Below are 20,273 nucleotides of genomic sequence, written 5' to 3' on the forward strand. Positions count from 1 at the left end.
TTCAACATTACTTTAAAACGATAACATTTATGTTAATTTTAATGTCAAACTATTTAAGTGGTTTAAGTCCTAGTATTTCTCTTGCTTCAGCTGGAGTAGCTACTTCTCTTCCAAGTTCTTTAGCAATTCTTACAACTTTCTCAACTAGTTCTGCATTAGACTCAGCCATAACACCTTTTGATACGTAAACATTATCTTCAAAACCTACTCTAACATGTCCACCATCTAATATCGCCATTGTAGCTAATGGGAATTCATTTCTTCCTATCCCTGCAACTACATAAGTACTTCCAGCTGGAATACTTTCTTTCATGAATACAAAATCTCTCATTTCAGCACTTATGCCACCGTTTACACCCATAACAAAATTAAAATGCATTGGTGCTTTTATGTATCCTTTTTTGTGTAGTCTTATAGCCATATCTATCATTCCCTTATCGAAAACTTCGATTTCTGGCTTAACATCTAGCTCTATCATTTTTTGTCCAAACTCTTTTATTGTGTTTTCAGTATTAACAAATATTTCGTCTCCACCAAAGTTACAAGTTCCGCAATCTAATGTTGCCATTTCTGGACGCAAATCTACTGGTTGAAGTCTTTCTTCATTAGTCATTCCTACTGCTCCACCAGTTGAAGGTTGAATTATAGCATCTGGACATCTTCTTCTAATTTCTTCGATACAAGCTCTGAATCTTTCTTTATCTTGAGTTGGAGTTCCATCATCTTCTCTTACATGTAAGTGAATTATACTAGCTCCAGCTTTGTAAGCCTTTTCAGCTTCAATTCCAATTTCTTCAACAGTGTAAGGAACATTCTTGTTGTGTTCTTTTGTCACTTCAGCACCACATATTGCTGCAGCAATAATTAATTTTTCCATTTTCTTTTCCTCCCACATTGGATAATATTGTTATTTTTTTAACAAATCTTTTGCAATATTCCCTGCATTTTTTTAATTACAAAGAATTTTTAGTCTTTTACTATTTTCTTTTTTTATCTTTTGGAACAACACAGATTCCTGTTGCTCTACAAACAACTATTGGTTCTTCTAATACATCACAAGCTGAATCATTTATATCTGGTCTTGGAGCTATAACTTTTCTAGCTTCAAAAGTCATTTTTCTTGAAGTATTTCCTACGTGTACTATTTCTCCAACTGCTTCTATATAGTCTCCTGCATAAACTGGTGCCATGAATTCGATGTTTTCATAAGCTTTAAAAAGTCCTTCGTCTCCATCGTTCAATATTAGTAATTCTGTTGCTACGTCACCAAATAATTGTAACATTCTAGCTCCATCAACTAAGTTTCCACCATAATGTGCGTCATGTGCACTCATTCTTAATCTTATTACTGATTTCATTTTTAGTACCCCCTGTTAATTTTTTTAAAAATAAAAGGTACTGAAACTTTCAGTACCTTAAACAATCCTAATTATATAATGGACTATAGATGTAACGAAAATTTCTCATCCTCATCACATAAATAGCTCATCATAATATCTTATGACAGTGATAGAAAATTTGCTTCCTATCCCCAAGTAATATACTTAAGAACAAGTATACCCTTTCGGCGTGTAAATCCTTCGCATATATCATCGGAAGTTCCTTTCCTTAGCATATATATACTACCATTCACTCGCTCCTCTATTTACGAACAATATTTAATTTTTAATAATTTGTGAACATATTATGTCCACCCTATGTATTATATTATATTATTTATAATTTAAAAAATCAATCATATTTTCTGAAAATTTTATTTTACTTTAACATTTAATAAATTATTCATAAATTTCTCTTATATTCTCGACAATATAAATTGAATTTTTACAGCATATTCGACATGTTGTAGTTTATTATAGTTTTTTGTAAAATTTTAATTTACATAAATATTTCCAAATAATATTTTTATAATTCGCACCTTTAATATTATATTCATATATTCTTCTAAATACAACTAAATCATTTAACTTTTAACAAATATTTTTTTTCGACAAAATATGATCTTTATGAAATAATAGTTAATCAATTGAAATTTTAAAACAACTCACAACTTAAAATAATGCAAAATTCACAATTATGCTTAAAATTAATCCTTACAAGTTAATTTCTTAGACTTTTTTATTTACAGTAGAATTACTAGTTTTTATATGAAGTTATTAAATGACTTCAAAGACAATCAACTAATTTTTAATTTTTAGTTTATAATAAAAATATTCTCAATTGTGAATGAAAAAAGTAGTAAGCGCTTCATTAGTTTTTTTTTAAATAATCTATCTCCATATCTTTAATCAATTGAGAATTGATGATGAACAATTGACAATGCGGAGGAAATTAGTTTTAACAAACTAATTTCTTAAAATAGGTTCTTAATAAAAGTGATTATGTCACTTTAAAAATAAATCAATTAAAAACTTCTCTTATAAGGGAAAATTATCTATAAATTCTTCATTCTTAATTATTAAATCTCAATTAAATAAAGACGTGACTTTGTCACGTCTTCTATATGTCCCATTCTAATTTTTCCCACATTAGTACATTATCAGGATATTGTTTTCTTACAGAATTAAGAAAAATTTCAAAATTTCTTTTAGTCCATCTGCATTTTATACTTGAACATCTATCTAGATATTCTTTAAAGAAGTCTTTTAATGTATTTTCTAAAGTAATTGTCTTTTGTATTGTATTATCATTATCTACTAGTAATATTAAAAGTTTCTTTTGCTTTGTTAAGTTAATCATAATTTTTAGTGAGTATGCATCATTATAATTAAACCAAACTGAATAATAACCATCTTTATATTTTCCTCTAATTTTAATTAAAAGATATAGAGATTTAACTTTATTATTACTTACAAAGGCGCCCCTAAACGCTATAGTCGAGTACTCGCTATACCCTTCAATATTAGAAATACAATCCTTTATAACTATTAAAGTAAATCCTTTTACTAATTTTCTATCTTCTATTAAAGATACAGAATCTTTAGGTAATGTTTTAATGGTTTCAAATAACTTAATCATATTACTATTTATAAGCAAATTAACTTAATACATCGATAAATAATTATAGAGTTCCAGAGTATATTTTCTATAAAAACAACTTAACTCCTTACAAATTAAGGATGAAAAAAGAATTTTTGTTGTGGAAATTAAAATCATGTATAAGTTAAACTTCCATTGTGGAACCCTATAACTACACTATCTTATATCTATAACTTTAAAAACTTCTTTTACAGTTACTGTCAATTTAACTTGCTTATTTTCTCCTTCAACTATTCCGGTAAAATTATAGTTTCCAAGAGTATTTGAGTTTATATCGGTATTATCCCAATTTACTTTAAAATCTTTTGTTGTCCCATCACTCATGATTCCTTGTACCGTAGTAGTGAACGTATATTTATCTCCTCTTCCTATTACAGCAGTTAAATCATTAACCTTTTCTAAGTATGGAACTACCTTAACATTTAGTACAACAGGCTTATCCATTGCTAACCCTTCATAGCTCTTAACTCCAACTACAGAAGTATCTGCTATACTGTTTGTCCACTTAACCGTAACCTCTTTTTTTCTACCATCCTCTAAAGTTGCAACTACAGTTTTAGGCAATTCAAATGTAGACTTATGTTTTGCCTCTACAGTTTGAGTATCTATGTGACTGATATTACCATATCCCATATCTGTCTTCAGTTGTTGAAGCACATTATCTCCAACTATACTTGAACCTCCTAAAGCATATATTTCTTTAGACATTTGAAGCTTAGCATGTTCTAGTGTAGGTTTTTCGATAACATTATTATTAGTTAGTATCAAAGGTGAATTTGTTTGTGCTGCTAGTGCACTTCCAGCTAATGCATCAGGATAATTCATTCCTGTTGCTACATAAGTTTTGTCATAATTCAGCTTAGAAGCAAAATATTTTAATATTTCAACATTTGTTTCATATCTGTTAGCACCTGAAATTCTCTTAGGATTTTTAAATTTATTCATAACAGAGTTACTTATAACTCCTTCTCCACCAACTATATAACTCACTGGAATATTTTTATCTTTAATAAGTTCCTGAACCTTTTCATCCATTTCATTGGTTTTTGTTAAAAGTATAGGCATAGAAAGCCCTGCTGCTAATGGTGCTATAGATAATGCATCTGAGTAATTTAATCCATAAGCTACTGCCACGCCATTTTCAACACCTAATATCTTAGCCACATTAACTGCTGTGTCATATCTATCCTCACCTTTAACTCTTTCAACGTTTTTAACTACAGATTTCAATTCTTCTTCTACTTTATCTGTAATAACACCATTTCCCCCAACGATTATTATTTTATTTGCCTTTAATCTCTTAATTTCTTCTAAAACATTTATTGGAACTTCATTGGTTTTTGTTAAAAGTATTGGAGCATTATATTTCTTAGCTAAAGGTGTAGCACTAAGGGCATCAGGATAATCTGCACCAGTAACTAATACTATCGTATTTGAACCATTAGCCCATCCATTTTTAGAAATGGCTATAGCTGTATCATATCTATCTCCTTTATTGTCTGCTGGTAATCTATTAGTAATTACTGAAGTAGCTTTTCCTTCAATATTATTAGCATAAACACTAACTCCATTTAATAAAGTAGTGGATATTAATGTCCCTATAGTTAAAGCAACTAACACCTTAACTTTTCTATTGTTAACCATCTAATCATCTCCTTTTAAGTTTACCTTCTACAATTTATATAATATTACATAAACACAAAAAATCCTTTATTTTTCCTTAATTTTATCCTATTTTATTAAATTTTTTATGATTATTATTAATCTTATATGAATAATATTATAACTTTTAATCTATCTTATGGAAACTAATAAATTTCCATAAATTTTAAAAAGGTATTGTTTACAACAATACCTCTTTTTATTTTCTTATAATTTATATTATCTGCAGCATTTGCAGCAATGGCAGCATTTACAACAGCAGCGCTTGCAGCATTTACAGCAAGGCTCACAGCATTTATGGCATTTATGACATTCACAGCAAGGACGCCATTCACAACAGCACTTGTGATGATGTTTACAACTATTACACATAACTATTCCCCCTGTTATTTTAAATTTTTTATACTTCTTAAATAACTAGTTAAAATATATAGAATATCTTATATCAAACAGGTTTGCAGTTCTGATAAATTAATATCACCATATTCTAACCATAAAGTGTGCATAAAATAAACTAGTATATTAACTAGTTATTTTGAAGCTGCTTTATATACAATTATTCAATAAGTGAATTATATCTTTAAAGTTAGTTATGATAACTATCTACAGAAAATTTCTTTCTTTAAACATATTTCTCATAAATAACTTAATTTTATATTTTAAATTTATTTTATACTTGCTATATACTATGATATAAATATAAAAAACGTTACTTTTAAGTTCTAATTAAAATATTATTAAATTTTTCTTAAAATCTATTGCTATAATAACCTACTATATTTCTCTTAATTTTATAAATAACTACTTCTCAAAGATTAAAAGTTAAACATTAAATGGGAATAGATTTGGATCTTATGGCGAACACTGTTCGCCGCTACAGTAAATCAATTCTAAATTTTTCCGCTTCTACTAAAAAATATCCACAATTGTTAATTGAAAAAGGTATTGACTAAAGTCAATACCTTAAAAGGATCAATATAGTCTATATAACTATTTTATAGACTATAGTTATTTGCTTTTTAAATTATGACAACAATATCAGCTTTACCAGTACCACAAATCAACATTTCATAAGCAATATTTATATTCTCTGATACTATATAAAGAAACCTTTCTAACCTTTAAAATACATTTCTAAGGAAATAGTTTCTCTCAAAGAGATATTTAGCTGTATCTCAATTCTAGAACCTGTATATAGTCTTATAACATAAATCCAAGGGTTATCATGATATAATCCTATTTTAGGAGGAACCTTTAGAAAACTATATAAGGAATCTTTAGAAATAGCTAGTCAGTATGCTAACCTATTGTGCATAATACTAAGCCAACATAATTTACTCATAACCTAACCTACCATGAACCATTATGTTTTCTTATCTAGCACAAAATATCCATAGCATCTTGAACTAGTTATTTTAAATGCCTAAATTTAGTTTCTCAATGATTTTTACTCATTCTATACTGATTCTACTAATCTATTCTTTTGTATTTCATATTTATTAATAATATTATTTATTATAATTTCATCTTAATTACTACTAGTATATTTTTATACATAGGTATACTTCCATCTATATCAAATCTGTTATTTATTCAGCTCAGGTATCTAAAAAATCACCAACTAATCTGTTAGTGTATTTTATTTCAGATATCCTATTATCTATAATTAACTAAAATAAATTTATATATATTTGCAATTACTATTGAAACCTTCCTCATTCCACATTAAATAATCTAATCAATTTCTTTAAGAATTTAGTTTACTATATTAATAAAATAATTAATATTTAACTATATCCTCTATATATACTATGATTTAAATGTATAAATGTTACTTTTTAAACCTTAAAATATAGCGCTAATATAAAAGAAAGTAGTTTAAAACTACTTTCTTTAATTATTATCCTTGCTAACTTAATATCTTCTGAATTGTTAAAGTTGCTGCAAAAGCATTTGTAGCCACGTTTCCTATAATTAGCGTTTCTATATTAATATTTTTTAATTCTACTACACTTGGTGCTGATATCTGGAATATTGTAGTTCCAGCAACAGAAGCTCCATTTTGATTTGAAGCAGTTGATCCAACAAGTATTCCATTTATATATAGTCCAGTTACTGGTCTACTTGATGATACATTTATAATATTCCAGCTTGCATAATAAGTCCCTGGTTCAAATATAGTAATTACTGAATCTGGCAATGATATTGCCATTCCTTGAGAAATTATTAAGTCTTCATTAAATACTATATTATTATTTGGTCCAATACTTTCAGTAGTTGAAGGTAAATTAGCAACTACCGCAATAAACGCTCCTGTTGGTGCTGCTCCTGTTGCTCCTGTTGGGCCTGTTGGACCTACTGGTCCTTGTATTCCTTGTGGACCTTGTGGTCCTTGTGGACCTGTTGCTCCTTGTACTCCTGTTACTCCCTGTGGTCCTTGTGGTCCCATTGGTCCTGCTGGTCCTGCTACTCCTTGTGGTCCTACTGGGCCTACTGGGCCTGCTGGGCCTTGTAATCCTTGTGGTCCTGTTACACCTTGCGGTCCTTGTGGGCCTATTGGTCCTTGTGGACCTTGTGGACCTGTTGCTCCTCGCGCACCTACTGGTCCCTGTGGTCCTGTTGGTCCTACTGGTCCTTGTGGTCCCATTGGTCCTACTGGTCCTTGTTGTCCTGTTGCCCCTTGCGGTCCTGCTGGTCCTGCTGGTCCCTGTGGTCCTGTTGGCCCTGCTACCCCAGGACATCCCTGTGGTCCTACTGGTCCTTGTTGTCCTGTTGCTCCTTGTGCTCCTGCTGGTCCTGCTGGCCCTTGTGGTCCTGTTGGTCCACCTGGTCCTTGTGGTCCCATTGGTCCTGCCGGTCCTTGTTGTCCTGTTGCTCCCTGTGGTCCTGCTGGTCCCTGTGGTCCTGTCACTCCCTGTGGCCCTTGTGCTCCTATTGGTCCTTGTGCCCCTTGTGGTCCTGTTGTACCCTGTGGTCCTGCTGGTCCACCTGGTCCTTGTGGCCCCGTTACTCCTTGTGCTCCTGCTGGGCCTTGTGGTCCTACTGGACCTTGTGCTCCTGTTTCACCTTGTGGTCCCATTATTCCTTGTGGTCCCTGTGGTCCTACTGCCCCTTGTGGTCCTGTTGGACCTGTTGCTCCTGTTGGTCCTGTTGCTCCTTGTGGACCCATTGGACCTCTTGGGCCTGTTGGGCCTGTTGCTCCCTGTGGTCCTGTTGGGCCTTGTGGACCTGTTGCTCCTGTTGGGCCTTGTGGACCTGTTGGACCTGTTGGGCCTGTTGGTCCTGTTGGTCCTGTTGGTCCTGTTGGGCCTGTTGCCCCTGTTGCCCCTGTTGCTCCTGTTGCTCCTCTTGGACCTGTTGCTCCTGTCGGTCCTGTTGGGCCTGTTGCTCCTGTCGCTCCTGTTGGACCTGTTGCTCCTCTTGGGCCTGTTGGGCCTGTTGGTCCTGTTGGTCCTGTTGGGCCTGTTGGACCTGTTGGGCCTGTTGGACCCCTTTCTCCTTTACATCCTCTCGGTCCTGGGCATCCTTGTGGCCCCATTGGACCTTGTGGTCCTGCAGGACCTTCTGGTCCCTGTGGTCCTGGAATGCAGCATATATCATCACAACAATGATCTTCACAATGCTCCTTACAATGATCTCTACAAGGATCTTTACAAGGATCTTTACAAGGATCTTTACAAGGATTATGATGTTTTATATTTTTATTACTTTGATTTTCATACTTAGTTAGCAACTCAGCTAACCTTTCTAATTTTTTTCTAGTTTTACTATCTAAATTTTGTATATTGTTACTATAATCGTTTATATTATGGATATTGTTATCATAGTTACTCATATTATTGTCCCCCTGCTTTTACATTAATTGACAAAAACACTCAGTTTTTCTATATATACTATGTAAATTTATATCCAAATGTGACATTTTCTCTTAGTTATATTATTTTTTTGTAAGTAAAACTTTCTAACTTAATTCACAGTTCACAATGCAAAATTCGCAATTTTGGATATTTCTCAGCAATAGCTGAGAAATTTAAAATTAATTTATTTTTCAAGTTACATGGTAACTTCCTATAAAAACTAACAATATAATTTGCTAGTAAAAAATACATAAAAGAAATAAACGCATAAAAAAAGCGTGATTTTATCACGCTTTTAAGCTTTTTTATATAAATTTTAGATTAAGGTAGTAACTCAACTTTACCATCTTTATACTCAAAATTATATTTAGATTTAAGCATACCAAGGTCATTTTCCCCTTTAATATTATAAACATCAAGAGTGTATTTACCTTCTTCTAATGGTTCCACTATTGTTAATGTTACTTTATTATTATTAACTTCAATATCATCTCTTATAGTCATTTTTCCTTTACCATTAAGTACTAAATTATAATTCTTAATATTTTTAGCGATATTCTCTTCTACAGCTTGAGTAAATATAATATCTACTTTTGAATCATCTGGTCTAACTCTAACTTCCCCAATAGTAGGTTTAATATTCTTTAATTCAAAAGGTTCACTAACTTCTTTAATTCTTACTCCTGAATAATCTCTTACGTCTTTGATTGTTATTCTGTACTTTCCATTGTTTAAAAAGTCCTTAGTATTTACAATAGCTCTATACTCATTACTAGTTTCAGAATAAGTAACACTTTCTACCTCTACAACTTTACTATTATCATTACCTATTATACTAAAATTATCTTTAATTATAGTATCTCTCTTCATTCTTTTGTCAAAAGTTATAATTATTTGTTTTTGATTACTTATAGTATTTTTATCAACAACCTTTATTGGATAATCAATATTTGGCCTTATTAAAGTTCCTTCTTCTATAAATATTGGTATTGCTGGAGAGTTTAATGGGACTCCTGTAGCATCTTTTATATTTTGTAATTGCAGACTATATTCTCCTTCTTCAATGAAGTCTGATGTGGTTAATGTTGCTACATATTGTCCAGCAGAGCTAGAATATTCTACCTTATTAACTGGTATAGTTAGATTGTTTTGTTTTATTATATAATTTCTTGTTGTTCTTACATCACTGCTATTCATATCTCTATCAAATCTTACTTTTATAATTTTACTATTACTTGCTTTAACATCTTTAATTTCTAATGGTTGAATAACATTTGGTCTAGCTAAAGAGAAGCTTAGATTGTTCTTGTATGGCTCCATTGCATTTCCTGATAAGTCTTTGATATTTTTAATTTCAATAAAGCATTCTCCATCCATACTTACATTGCTTATAGTAACAGTTACTCTATCTTTATAATATTTATTAAACTCAATCTTACTTATAGAGTTTGCATAGCTTTTGCCTTTTTCATCCTTTATAACATAGTTACCTTTTGATATAGCAGAAGCTTCATTTAATTCTTTGCTAAAGGTTATATTTATATATTTTATATTTGGATTAGAAGTATTTGTAACTTCAAAAGAAGTAACTTTTGGTTTAGTAGTATCCTTTAAGCTTATTGGCTTACCATATGGATTCATAATGTTATTAGATAAATCTCTAATTCCCTTAACTTCTAATTTATAGCTTCCATTACTATTTATTACTCTTTCTGTTACTAATGTTACTTCATTTTCATCCTTATTATCAAAAGAAGCACTTGTAAGTTTAACATTTGCACCTTTACTATCTTTTATACTGTAATTATTTAAATTAGTAGCATCTGCTTTTTTAACTTTTTCGCTAAATTTAATTTTTATTCTCTTTAATGAAGTACCTGATATATCTGAAACTTCTACTCCAGTAATAGTTGGTTTAACATTATCTGTGACTTTATCATCATATGAAGAATTCTTTTTACTGAATCTTACCTTTATATTGTCTCCAAGTATATTTTCTACTGTTCCTTCTAAATTAGATATTTTACTTTTAGTTAAATCATCTCTTAATGTTAATTTTACTATACTATATCCATCCATAAGTTCTGCCCTTAATATGCGAACTCCAGGAATTTCATAATTATATTTGCTTTCTGCTTTAGATTTTTTAACTATTCCATCAAATTCTATAATTATTTCCCTAGGTTCATTTATTGTTACAGATTTAATTTTAGATGCTGCATTTTTATCTAAAAGCTTTCCTAATCCTAAAATTACATCATTCGGAGTTTCTCCTCCAATGGCTACAAGTTCTCTAGAAACTAACGTTGATAAATATTTACTTTGTGCAGATGTTAACTTATCTCCAACTAATAGTAATGGTGAAGATTTTTTTGCTGCCAATGGCCCTGTTGTTAAGGCATCTACTATTGATGAATCAACCGCCTTAGAAGTGTAAACACGCTCATATTCTAAATAATAACTAAATTCATCTAAGACTTTAAGATTAGTATCAAATCTATCTTTACCATTTATCTTTACAACAGAAGGTATATCTTTAATAGCCTTATCTGAAATAGCTCCAGTTTGTCCAACTACATAAGTATTATTTGCATTCATACCATCTATCCATTTTTTAATACTAGGAGAAATCTCATTCTTTGAAGCTAATAACATAGGCATATTTCTTGAACCAGCGATAGGTGCAATAGATAATGCATCTGCTCCTTCAAATTTTTCATCTCCAGGAACAACTACTATGTCATCAACATAAACTAATTTCTCCATCTCTTTTGCAATAAGCAGAGAAGTTTCATATCTATCTTTTCCACCTAATCTTTGCACTTGAATACCCATTGATTTTATTTGGTTTTCAATATTTTTACTTACAGCTCCTGTACCACCTACTATGTAAACTTTTTTAACACCAAGTCTGCTAATTTCATTTTTAGTAACTTCTGGTAGTTTATTAGCATGAGTTAAAAGTATAGGTCCATCTACTGCTTTAGAAAGTGGCGTACTACAAAGAGCATCTGCAAATCCCAATCCATTTGCAACAATGGCATAATCACTATAATACCATCCTTCTTGACTTACTTCTGTTGCTGTAGAAAATCTATCTTTACCATAAATTTTTTTAATATCTATTCTGTCATAATCTGATGCAAAAGCCTTTGTACCACTTGCTAGCAAAAATGTACTTATAGCAAGGCTTCCCAAAATCTTGAAAGTTTTCTTCATCTCTCTACTCTCCTTTTCTTACGCATAACTTATAATTATTTATATTTCTGCATATTGCTATAATATTCCTTCTAATAATAGTGTCTATATAATGTATATCGTACTTATATAGAAATAATTAATAGTCTTATGAAAAATTAACAACCTCATGCAATTGAAAATTGAGAATTGACGATTGACAATTGAGGATATTTCTCGGCAAAGACTAAGAAATTTAGAATTGATTCTTTTTAAAGTTATGCAGTAACTTTTTATAAAAAACTAGCAATTGTATTGCTAATAAAAAGATCAGTTAAAGAAATTAATTTGCAAAATTAATTTCAACCATAATTCTTCATCCTTCATACTTAATTCTTAATTCCTGTGGGCTTTCCATTAATTAAATTTTCCAGAGGTATAAAAAGGTATTGGCATATGCCAATACCTTAGAGATTTAATTATTTTTTATAATTGATAAATTATATTATCTTTCTTTTTTGTCATGGTGTTTCTTATGGCAGCATTTTTTATGCCAGCAATACCACCAATAATAGCATGGGTCATCACATGGATGAGGTTTATGATGTTTCTTTTCTTCTTTACATTTATCTTCTTTCTTAGGTTTACATTTATCTTCTCCATATCCATAACCATAATCATCTTTATAATCATCTTCATAACCATAGTCATAGTCATAATCATATTCATAGTAATATTTTTTTTCGTTATACATAAAAACTTCCCCCATTATTTTATTTATATTTTTAAAAAATTACTGATGCTAGCTTTTAATTAATCAAATATTATATTACCTAATGGCTAATTTTAAAAAATTCTTTCTTTCGTTATGAAAGCTTATTCTTGTTACTTTTAAGCTTTCTTATATATACTATGAATAAAGCTCAAAAAAGTTTCTTCTAAAATTAAATCATATTAAATTTTTTACAAAAATATATATTTAATATCTTTATTTCATTATTTACTTATTGTTAAATAAGCTTTAGAATATCTTGTATTTAATTAAAAATTGAAATTTCATCTAGTCTTAAATTTAAAAAAAAGAGGTATTGGCACAAGCCAATACCTTAAAAATTCATTAATTCTATAATTAATTTTTTTAGTATTTAAAACTATTTCTATCTTTCATCATATTCGTAGTAAGGATGATGTTTTTTATGACAACATTTTTTATGCCAATTATACCACCAGTAATAGCAAGGGTCATAGCATGGATGGTGTTTATGACATTTCTTCTCTTCTTTTTCACATTTATCTTCTTCTTTTTTACATTTATCTTCTTCTTTTTTACACTTATCTTCTTCATAATAATCGTAGTCATATTCATCTTCATAACCATAATCATGGTCATGTTTCTTACAATGACATTTATACCACCAGTAATAGCAAGGGTCATAGTATGGATGGTGTTTATGGCATTTCTTTTCTTCTTTTTCACATTTATCTTCTTCATAATAATCGTAGTCATATTCATCTTCATAACCATAATCATGGTCATGTTTCTTACAATGACATTCTTTATGCCAATTATACCACCAGTAATAGCAAGGATCATAATAATTATGATGTTTCATTTTCTCTTTTTTATCACATTTTTTCTCTTCTTCATAAAAGTCGTAGCAATATTTATAATCAGAATCTTTTTCATATTTTTTTTCGTTATACATTAATAATTCCCCCATCACTTTTTATCTTATTTATATTATTAAAAGAGCTAGTTATTAAATCTTATTTTCTTACCTATAAATTAAATTTAAGTTATATAATTATCTTTAGGTATATTTATAAAGCTTTCTCTTTGGCTGTGAATATTTTGCTCCATTAAGTTAATTTTCTTTGAAGCTCTTCTATATATTATGGCTAGAATTGAAAAAGGTTACTTTTTTAAAGACTAAATTAAAGTTAAATTAAAATCTCACAAATTTCTAATATGTAAATTTATTTTACTATTGTTTGTTATAAGAGTTAATTTCTAACATAACCTTAATTTAATTCATAATTATGGATATTTCTCATCATAAACAAGAAATTTAAAATTGACTCTTTTTGAAGCTACACAATAACTTCTTATAAAAACTAGCAATGAAATTGCTAATAAAAAAAATCCATTAAAAAATTAAATTATAAATGAAAATAAGCTCTATGAATTTCATAGAGCTTAAGCTTTTAAATACTTAAAAGCTAAAATGAGGGACAAAGTAAAGATTATTGCATTTTTTTTATATAATACTCCCTCCATAATTGCAGTATTATAATAATTAATGAAAATAACTATATTAAAGTTTTTGCTATATGTTTTCCATTATACATCATAATTTATATGTTTTTATGTTTTTTAAATAATATTAACAAATTACTCTCAAATCCTTAATACTTGTACATAATTTAAATGGAAAAGATAATTAGATTTAACAAATTTCTTTTTATAAATTAATAAAAATCATATTTTTTATGTTTATTATATGTAAAAATCGACAAATTACATATTAACTTATTTTCTTTGTTATGTTATTTAATATGCTTTAAAATAATTTATTAAATCATATTAGATTTACCCTATATTAAACTTAATTTAAAATTAAATCTTTAATCGGTACATTTTACTAAATTATTTTCAATAAATACAATATTTAATTATTTACTAATATAACGACCTAAAATGCTCTTAACAAAGAAATAATCCCACCTTTACTTTGAATCTTGCCTTGAAATTCCATAGTATTTATTAAATTTCTTATTTCTAAATAACTTTTTTCCATTCTACTCACTAACTCACTAAAACACATAGGTCTTTCCATTAATAGATTTACTATATCTTCTTCTAAACCTGTTAAATTATCAAATAAACTTAACTGTACATTAGCGTTTACTCTTTTATTATCTATCAACTGAGAGGTATTCATAAAAATTTTCGCTTTTTCTTCTAATATGAGTTTATTTGTTCCTATAGATTCTCTTGAATATATATTATTAGGTACTGCATATATTTCTCGATTTAACATTCTCCCAAAATTTGCAGTTATTAAAGCACCACTCTTTTCTGAAGCTTCTACTACTAAAAGTTTTCTACACCATGATGCTATTAAATAATTTCTCTTAGGAAAATTATAATATTCAGGTTTAGTTGTAGGTGGAAACTGAGATAGTACTGCACCATTATCTATAATTTTTCTCATAAGTTCTTTTTGCTCTGCGGGATAACATATGTCAACACTATTTCCTAAAAAAGCTAGTGTATATCCACCATTTTTTATTGCTACAGTATGTGCTTGACTATCTATACCTTTAGCAAAGCCGCTAATTATAGGAATATCTTCTAAAACTAAAGTCTCTACTACTTCTCTGGTTACATTTTTTCCATAACCACTACATCTTCTTGCACCTACAATACTTACTCCATTTTTTACTTCCCTTAGTTCACCTTTATAATAAAGAACTATTGGACTTTCATCACACTCCTTAGCATAATTGGAATATAAGCTATTTTTATAAGTTAATATTTTTATCCCTAAAGTTATACATTTATTATATATTTCTCGTGCCTCTTTTAAATCTCTACTGTTTAATATGCTTTCTATTGAAATTTTTCTTAATCCTTTTATTTTACTAAGTTCTTCTTTATTAGAAATATATATTTTGTAAGGACAGTCAAATTCTTTTAATAAAATTCTTGTGGTTTTAACTCCTACATTTTTCAACTTACTAAGCCAAATATAAAATACTTCTATATTGTCCATTTAGGAAACCACATCCATTCTTCCTTCTTCTTTTTCCAAATCTCTACTCATCAACGCTTTTATAATATGAGACTTTTCAATATTTTTAGCTCCGTCCAAATCTGCAAAAGTTCTTGCTACCTTTAAAAATTTATTAAAACTTCTAGCACTAAACTTAAATATATCATATGCTTTTTTCATAATTTCCTTACCTTCATTATCTAATACGCAAAACTCTCTTACATGACTATCTTTCATTTGATTATTACAATTAACATTAGATATATTTTTAAATCTTTTTCTTTGAATATTTCTTGCAAACTCCACTCTCTCCCTTAAACTACTAGAGCTTAAAGAAGGTTTGAATTCTGATAAATCAATAAAATCCACTGGATTCATATATTTTTGTATATCAATTCTATCTAGAATAGGTCCAGATATTTTTTGTCTATATTTTAAAACTTCATAATCACTACATTTACATCGATCATGACCAAAATATCCACAGGGACATGGATTCATGGCCGAAACCAACATAAAGTTGGCAGGATATGTGTGAGTATACTTAACTCTTGATATAGTAACTACTCTATCCTCCATAGGCTGTCTTAATGCCTCTAAAGTCTTCTTATTGAATTCTGCAATTTCATCCAAGAATAAAACCCCATTATGAGCAAGAGATATTTCCCCAGGAATAGCATTATTCCCGCCACCAATTAAAGAGTTCGTAGAAGCATTGTGATGAGGTGCTCTAAAAGGTCTTTCCTTTATTAAATCGCCCTTGCTTTTTATAAGGCCTGCTACACTATAAATCTTCGTAACTTCTAAAGCTTCCTCTTCTGAAAGAGTTGGCAATATAGTAGGAAACCGCTTTGCTATCATTGACTTCCCGCAACCTGGAGTGCCTGACATCAATATATTATGTCCACCTGCTGCCGCTGCAACTATGTACTCAATAACATCATCTTGCCCCTTTACTTCTTTAAAGTCTAAAATACTTTCAGATCTTATAATATGTTCATCTTTATAATCTTCTATTGTATAAGTGCTAACCCCTTGAAGAAAATCAACAACCTCAAAAAGCTTATTAAATCCAAATATATTTATGTCACTAACTAAAGATGCTTCCCTTATATTTTCTTTAGGTAAAATAATATTATTAATTCCTATTCTCTTTGCCTCCATAACCATTGGCAATACTCCACTACAAGGGCGTAAATCTGCATTTAATGAAAGCTCTCCAATAAATCCATAACTTTCAAGGTGAGGAAATGTAACCTGTTTACTTTGAACTATTAAACCTATGGCCATACCTAAATCAAAATGAGAACCACTTTTTTTAATATCCCCTGGAGCTAAATTTATAATGATTTTCTTATTAGGAAAATGAAATCTAGAATTTATAATTGATGCTTGAAGTCTTTCCTTAGCTTCTTTAATTGCAGCATCGCCTAACCCTACAATATTTATAGATGCTGGCCCACCTATAACATCCGTTTCTATATTTACTAAATATCCATCAACGCCACTTATAGCAAAACTATTAACCACTGAAGCCATTCCTACTCTCCTCCTTTAACCCTATCTTATATGTAATTTATATCCACTCTTAAATTATTTATTCAATTGACAACTTAATTCAAAGTGTGCAATTCACAATTCACAATTGTGGATATTTCTCAGTAAAAGCTGAGAAATTTAGAATTAAATAACTGTAGCGGCGAACAGTGTTCGCCATAAGATCCAAATTCATTCCCATTATTAGATGTAGAACAGATAGTTAATATTTCAAAATATTGTCCTAATATCAAAATTGATAAATATATTATTATGCTAAATTATATTTGTATAATCAAGTGGAAGGATTTGATGATATTAAATATGTAAAAAAATGGCGAACACTGTTCGCCGCTACAAAAATCTATTCAAAGAAATTATTTTGCGTAAAAATAATTTCAACCTAAATTGTCAATCGTCCATCGTCAATTTTCCATTGACTAAGTATATTTTATACTCTTTCTTTTCATCAAAATTATTTTCTTTTATTAACTCAGTGTAGCTATCTATATTGCCATTTAGTATATCCATTGTTGAAGAAGCACGTATTATAATAACTGGATTATTATTTATGCCTTCATGAATTATTTTTTCAGCTAAAAATAAGATATAATTATTAAATCTCTTGTCTCTGTTTATCATTATTGCAGGATTATAATTTTCCTCCAATGTATTCTTAGTTAAAAGATAGTTTCCATCTGAATACCTTAAAAAGCGTACATCAGAATTATTAATAATTAATCCAATTTCTTTATACTCTAAATTTACATTCTTTAATCTTATTATTGAATTATTAATTTCCAGTGCTGTGCCACTGCTTTCTATCTCAATAGTATTAAACATAATGCCTTCATTTTTAGTCATTTCTACGTTATTTATACTTACAGTGGGCTTTTCACTATTTGTCCCCTTAACAATAATTTGATTTAATACTACGGATTTATTGATAATTATCAAATTTTCTAGTTCTATTTTAGGATTATTTCTGCTACCACTAATTACTATAGGCCTGTCCAAAATTATTTCTCCTAAGCCTTCAATATCATTTTCCACATATATTTTTTGTGTCACTTTACTATTGATAGCCCTTTCAAAGGCTTCTTTATTTCTTACTTTCACTTCATTGTAAGGAATTATAACTTCAACATTTTCTTCAATATTGTTATTTATTTTATTAGAATTCTTACCTTTTATAAAACCTTCTTTAATATTAATTTTTTCAACTATACCGCCTGTTTTTACTATTACAATTAACTGATTTTTTACAACATCTACTATAATATCATTACTTGCTTCTTTTTCTTTAAAAGTTAATGATATATATTTCCAAAATGAGTCCTTTGTATTTAGCTCAATATCTTCAGAGAAACTCAATTTAATAGTTTTATCTACTACTGTTATACTAGGATTTCTAATATATTTATTTTCTATATATATTTTTATTTCTTCTGAAGCTAAATTTTCACATCTTATCAATCCTTTAGGTATGGTTAGAGAACTTATCTCTCCTTTAAAGTTTATTGTAACTATTTCACCTTCAACTTTAATTTGCTGAATAATTATATCTTCTCCATCTATACAAATTTCTTCACTTATATTTTTATCTATTTCAACTTTCCTATCAAATTTTAATGTTATTTCTCCATCATGAATTTCATAGTTTAACATTTTAGGTGGTATTAAATTTTCTTGTGGTGTATTATTGTCTTCTAAAATTAAATCTATTCCCTTATAGATTTTTGCTCCATCCTTCGATGCTATAGCTTCGTCTTTAATTCTTATTCCACTAAAATCTCCCTGCTCTTTTAAGCTTATCAATAGATTTTCTTTTTCTATAGCTAACTCTTTTATTTCTTTATTATTTTCTGTTATTACTTCAATTTTTTCTTTATTATTAATTTTTACTTCACTATCAAACTCTATATTAATTTCATTATCACTAATCTTTTTATATCCTTTATAAGGTAGCTCTTCTAATTTATCTTTTTCAATTTCTATGTTTTTCTCTTCATCCTTATTGTCTGAGCTTTTCTCTTCTTCTTTAACTGTACCAACATCTTGTCCATATTTATTATTCACCTCTTCCCTATCTGAAAGTGAATTATTCCTATTTAATATATCTTTAAATAAATTTTTATTTTCATAATTAAAAAAGTTTATTTCTGTATATTTATTAATGCTATCTTTTAATAATTCCTCTGCTTTAGGTTCATTGTCTTTATCCAAGAGAATTAACGGTGCTTTATCTACAGTAGCTAATTGTCCTATTATTAAAGCTTGAGCTAATTGATTATCTTGTCCGTTAGAAATATATATCTTATTAAAACTTAGCTTATCCTTAAAATGTTCAACTACTTTTAAATTTGTTTCATACCTATTTTCTCCATATATCCGTTTTGCTTTTAACTTGTTTTCACTTTCAACACTAACTAACTTTTCTCCACCAACTACGTAATTATTTTTATTATCATAATAAAAACTTTCTTTTATATTTCCATTATTATCTGAAACTAAAATAGCTGTTTCTTCTCTTACTGCAATTTGACTTAAAGAAATAGAGTCCGGTAAGCCGTTATATCCTATAACTGCTACTGATTTATATTCTCCTAATTTCTTTGAAATATTAATACTTGTTTCAATTCTATTCATTCCCCCTAACCTAATAACATCTATTCCATGGCTTTTCAATTGAAATGCTAACTCCTCTTTTAAAACTCCTTCTCCAGAAGGTAAATAAACTTTATTAACATCCCTGTTCTTTAAGTTTTTTATAAGTTCATCTTCAATTTTTTCTCCATTACTGATTAATATAATAGGAGCTTTTTTCTTATAGGCTAAAGTAGAAATAGAAAGTAAATCAACTAAATTTTCATCCTTTTCTAAAGCTAAAACTGCTGTTTTTCCACCCTTATAAGCATCATCCCAAAGCTCTTTTGCCACAGTTATAGATAATTCACATCTGTCCATATTTTCAAGCTTTTCAAAAGATCTTCCATAAACCTTCTTGCTACATAATATTAAAGATAGTGCTATTATCATAGCTAACCTTTTTCCTTTAAACACAACCTCTCCCCCACTATTCAACTAAAAATTTTCATATATTTTAATTTTAACACATATGGTAATTAATGTTAAAATTATACTTGAAAATAACTAAAAAAACTGTAAATTATTTTTAAATAATTTACAGTTTAGACTTTATTCAATTCACAATTCACAATGTAAA

At 29.0% G+C, this 20,273-nt stretch carries 12 protein-coding genes and 1 riboswitch; all 12 genes read right to left on the reverse strand.

Annotation, left to right across the window (positions count from 1 at the left end; genetic code table 11):
* Positions 1-49: 49 nt before the first annotated feature.
* Entirely contained in the window at positions 50-877 is an 828-nt protein-coding gene (gene kce / locus ACY1IQ_RS12705; RefSeq protein WP_461614279.1) for a 3-keto-5-aminohexanoate cleavage enzyme, read from the reverse strand.
* Positions 878-977: 100 nt separating this feature from the next.
* The gene (gene kal, locus ACY1IQ_RS12710; protein ID WP_039632811.1) at positions 978-1,358 is read right to left on the reverse strand and encodes a 3-aminobutyryl-CoA ammonia lyase; all 381 of its coding nucleotides are present in this window, start codon (positions 1,356-1,358) and stop codon (positions 978-980) included.
* Between the two features lie 115 nt (positions 1,359-1,473).
* Positions 1,474-1,652, reverse strand: a riboswitch (Lysine riboswitch).
* 847 nt (positions 1,653-2,499) lie between these two features.
* Positions 2,500-3,018: a hypothetical protein gene (locus tag ACY1IQ_RS12715; protein ID WP_461614280.1), complete on the reverse strand. Its 519-nt coding sequence runs from the start codon at positions 3,016-3,018 to the stop codon at positions 2,500-2,502.
* 177 nt (positions 3,019-3,195) lie between these two features.
* Positions 3,196-4,683, reverse strand: a complete 1,488-nt coding sequence (locus ACY1IQ_RS12720; RefSeq protein WP_461614281.1) for a cell wall-binding repeat-containing protein — start codon at positions 4,681-4,683, stop codon at positions 3,196-3,198.
* Between the two features lie 164 nt (positions 4,684-4,847).
* Positions 4,848-5,036 (reverse strand): hypothetical protein, encoded by a 189-nt coding sequence (locus ACY1IQ_RS12725; RefSeq protein WP_461614282.1) that lies wholly within the window; start codon positions 5,034-5,036, stop codon positions 4,848-4,850.
* A gap of 1,574 nt (positions 5,037-6,610) precedes the next feature.
* On the reverse strand, positions 6,611-8,536 hold the full coding sequence (locus ACY1IQ_RS12730) for a hypothetical protein (protein WP_461614283.1): 1,926 nt from the start codon (positions 8,534-8,536) through the stop codon (positions 6,611-6,613).
* A 343-nt stretch (positions 8,537-8,879) separates the two neighbouring features.
* On the reverse strand, positions 8,880-11,777 hold the full coding sequence (locus tag ACY1IQ_RS12735; RefSeq protein WP_461614284.1) for a cell wall-binding repeat-containing protein: 2,898 nt from the start codon (positions 11,775-11,777) through the stop codon (positions 8,880-8,882).
* Between the two features lie 463 nt (positions 11,778-12,240).
* Complete coding sequence (locus ACY1IQ_RS12740) at positions 12,241-12,489, reverse strand: hypothetical protein (RefSeq protein ID WP_461614285.1); 249 nt, start codon at positions 12,487-12,489, stop codon at positions 12,241-12,243.
* Positions 12,490-12,892: 403 nt separating this feature from the next.
* Positions 12,893-13,441, reverse strand: a complete 549-nt coding sequence (locus ACY1IQ_RS12745) for a hypothetical protein (RefSeq protein WP_461614286.1) — start codon at positions 13,439-13,441, stop codon at positions 12,893-12,895.
* A gap of 987 nt (positions 13,442-14,428) precedes the next feature.
* Positions 14,429-15,511, reverse strand: a complete 1,083-nt coding sequence (gene dprA / locus ACY1IQ_RS12750; RefSeq protein WP_461614287.1) for a DNA-processing protein DprA — start codon at positions 15,509-15,511, stop codon at positions 14,429-14,431.
* Positions 15,512-17,050 carry a YifB family Mg chelatase-like AAA ATPase gene (locus tag ACY1IQ_RS12755; protein WP_461614288.1) on the reverse strand — a complete coding sequence of 513 codons (1,539 nt, stop codon included), beginning with the start codon at positions 17,048-17,050 and terminating at the stop codon, positions 15,512-15,514.
* Between the two features lie 408 nt (positions 17,051-17,458).
* Positions 17,459-20,110: a cell wall-binding repeat-containing protein gene (locus tag ACY1IQ_RS12760; RefSeq protein WP_461614289.1), complete on the reverse strand. Its 2,652-nt coding sequence runs from the start codon at positions 20,108-20,110 to the stop codon at positions 17,459-17,461.
* Positions 20,111-20,273 lie beyond the last annotated feature (163 nt).

This window comes from Clostridium sp. Marseille-QA1073 (assembly GCF_054863625.1).

Excerpts from the sequence above, each read along its gene's own strand:
- kce (WP_461614279.1), bottom strand. The coding sequence starts at position 877 with ATGGAAAAATTAATTATTGCTGCAGCAATATGTGGTGCTGAAGTGACA.
- kal (WP_039632811.1), bottom strand. The coding sequence starts at position 1,358 with ATGAAATCAGTAATAAGATTAAGAATGAGTGCACATGACGCACATTAT.
- ACY1IQ_RS12715 (WP_461614280.1), bottom strand. The coding sequence starts at position 3,018 with ATGATTAAGTTATTTGAAACCATTAAAACATTACCTAAAGATTCTGTA.
- ACY1IQ_RS12720 (WP_461614281.1), bottom strand. The coding sequence starts at position 4,683 with ATGGTTAACAATAGAAAAGTTAAGGTGTTAGTTGCTTTAACTATAGGG.
- ACY1IQ_RS12730 (WP_461614283.1), bottom strand. The coding sequence starts at position 8,536 with ATGAGTAACTATGATAACAATATCCATAATATAAACGATTATAGTAAC.
- ACY1IQ_RS12735 (WP_461614284.1), bottom strand. The coding sequence starts at position 11,777 with ATGAAGAAAACTTTCAAGATTTTGGGAAGCCTTGCTATAAGTACATTT.
- ACY1IQ_RS12740 (WP_461614285.1), bottom strand. The coding sequence starts at position 12,489 with ATGTATAACGAAAAAAAATATTACTATGAATATGATTATGACTATGAC.
- ACY1IQ_RS12745 (WP_461614286.1), bottom strand. The coding sequence starts at position 13,441 with ATGTATAACGAAAAAAAATATGAAAAAGATTCTGATTATAAATATTGC.
- dprA (WP_461614287.1), bottom strand. The coding sequence starts at position 15,511 with ATGGACAATATAGAAGTATTTTATATTTGGCTTAGTAAGTTGAAAAAT.
- ACY1IQ_RS12755 (WP_461614288.1), bottom strand. The coding sequence starts at position 17,050 with ATGGCTTCAGTGGTTAATAGTTTTGCTATAAGTGGCGTTGATGGATAT.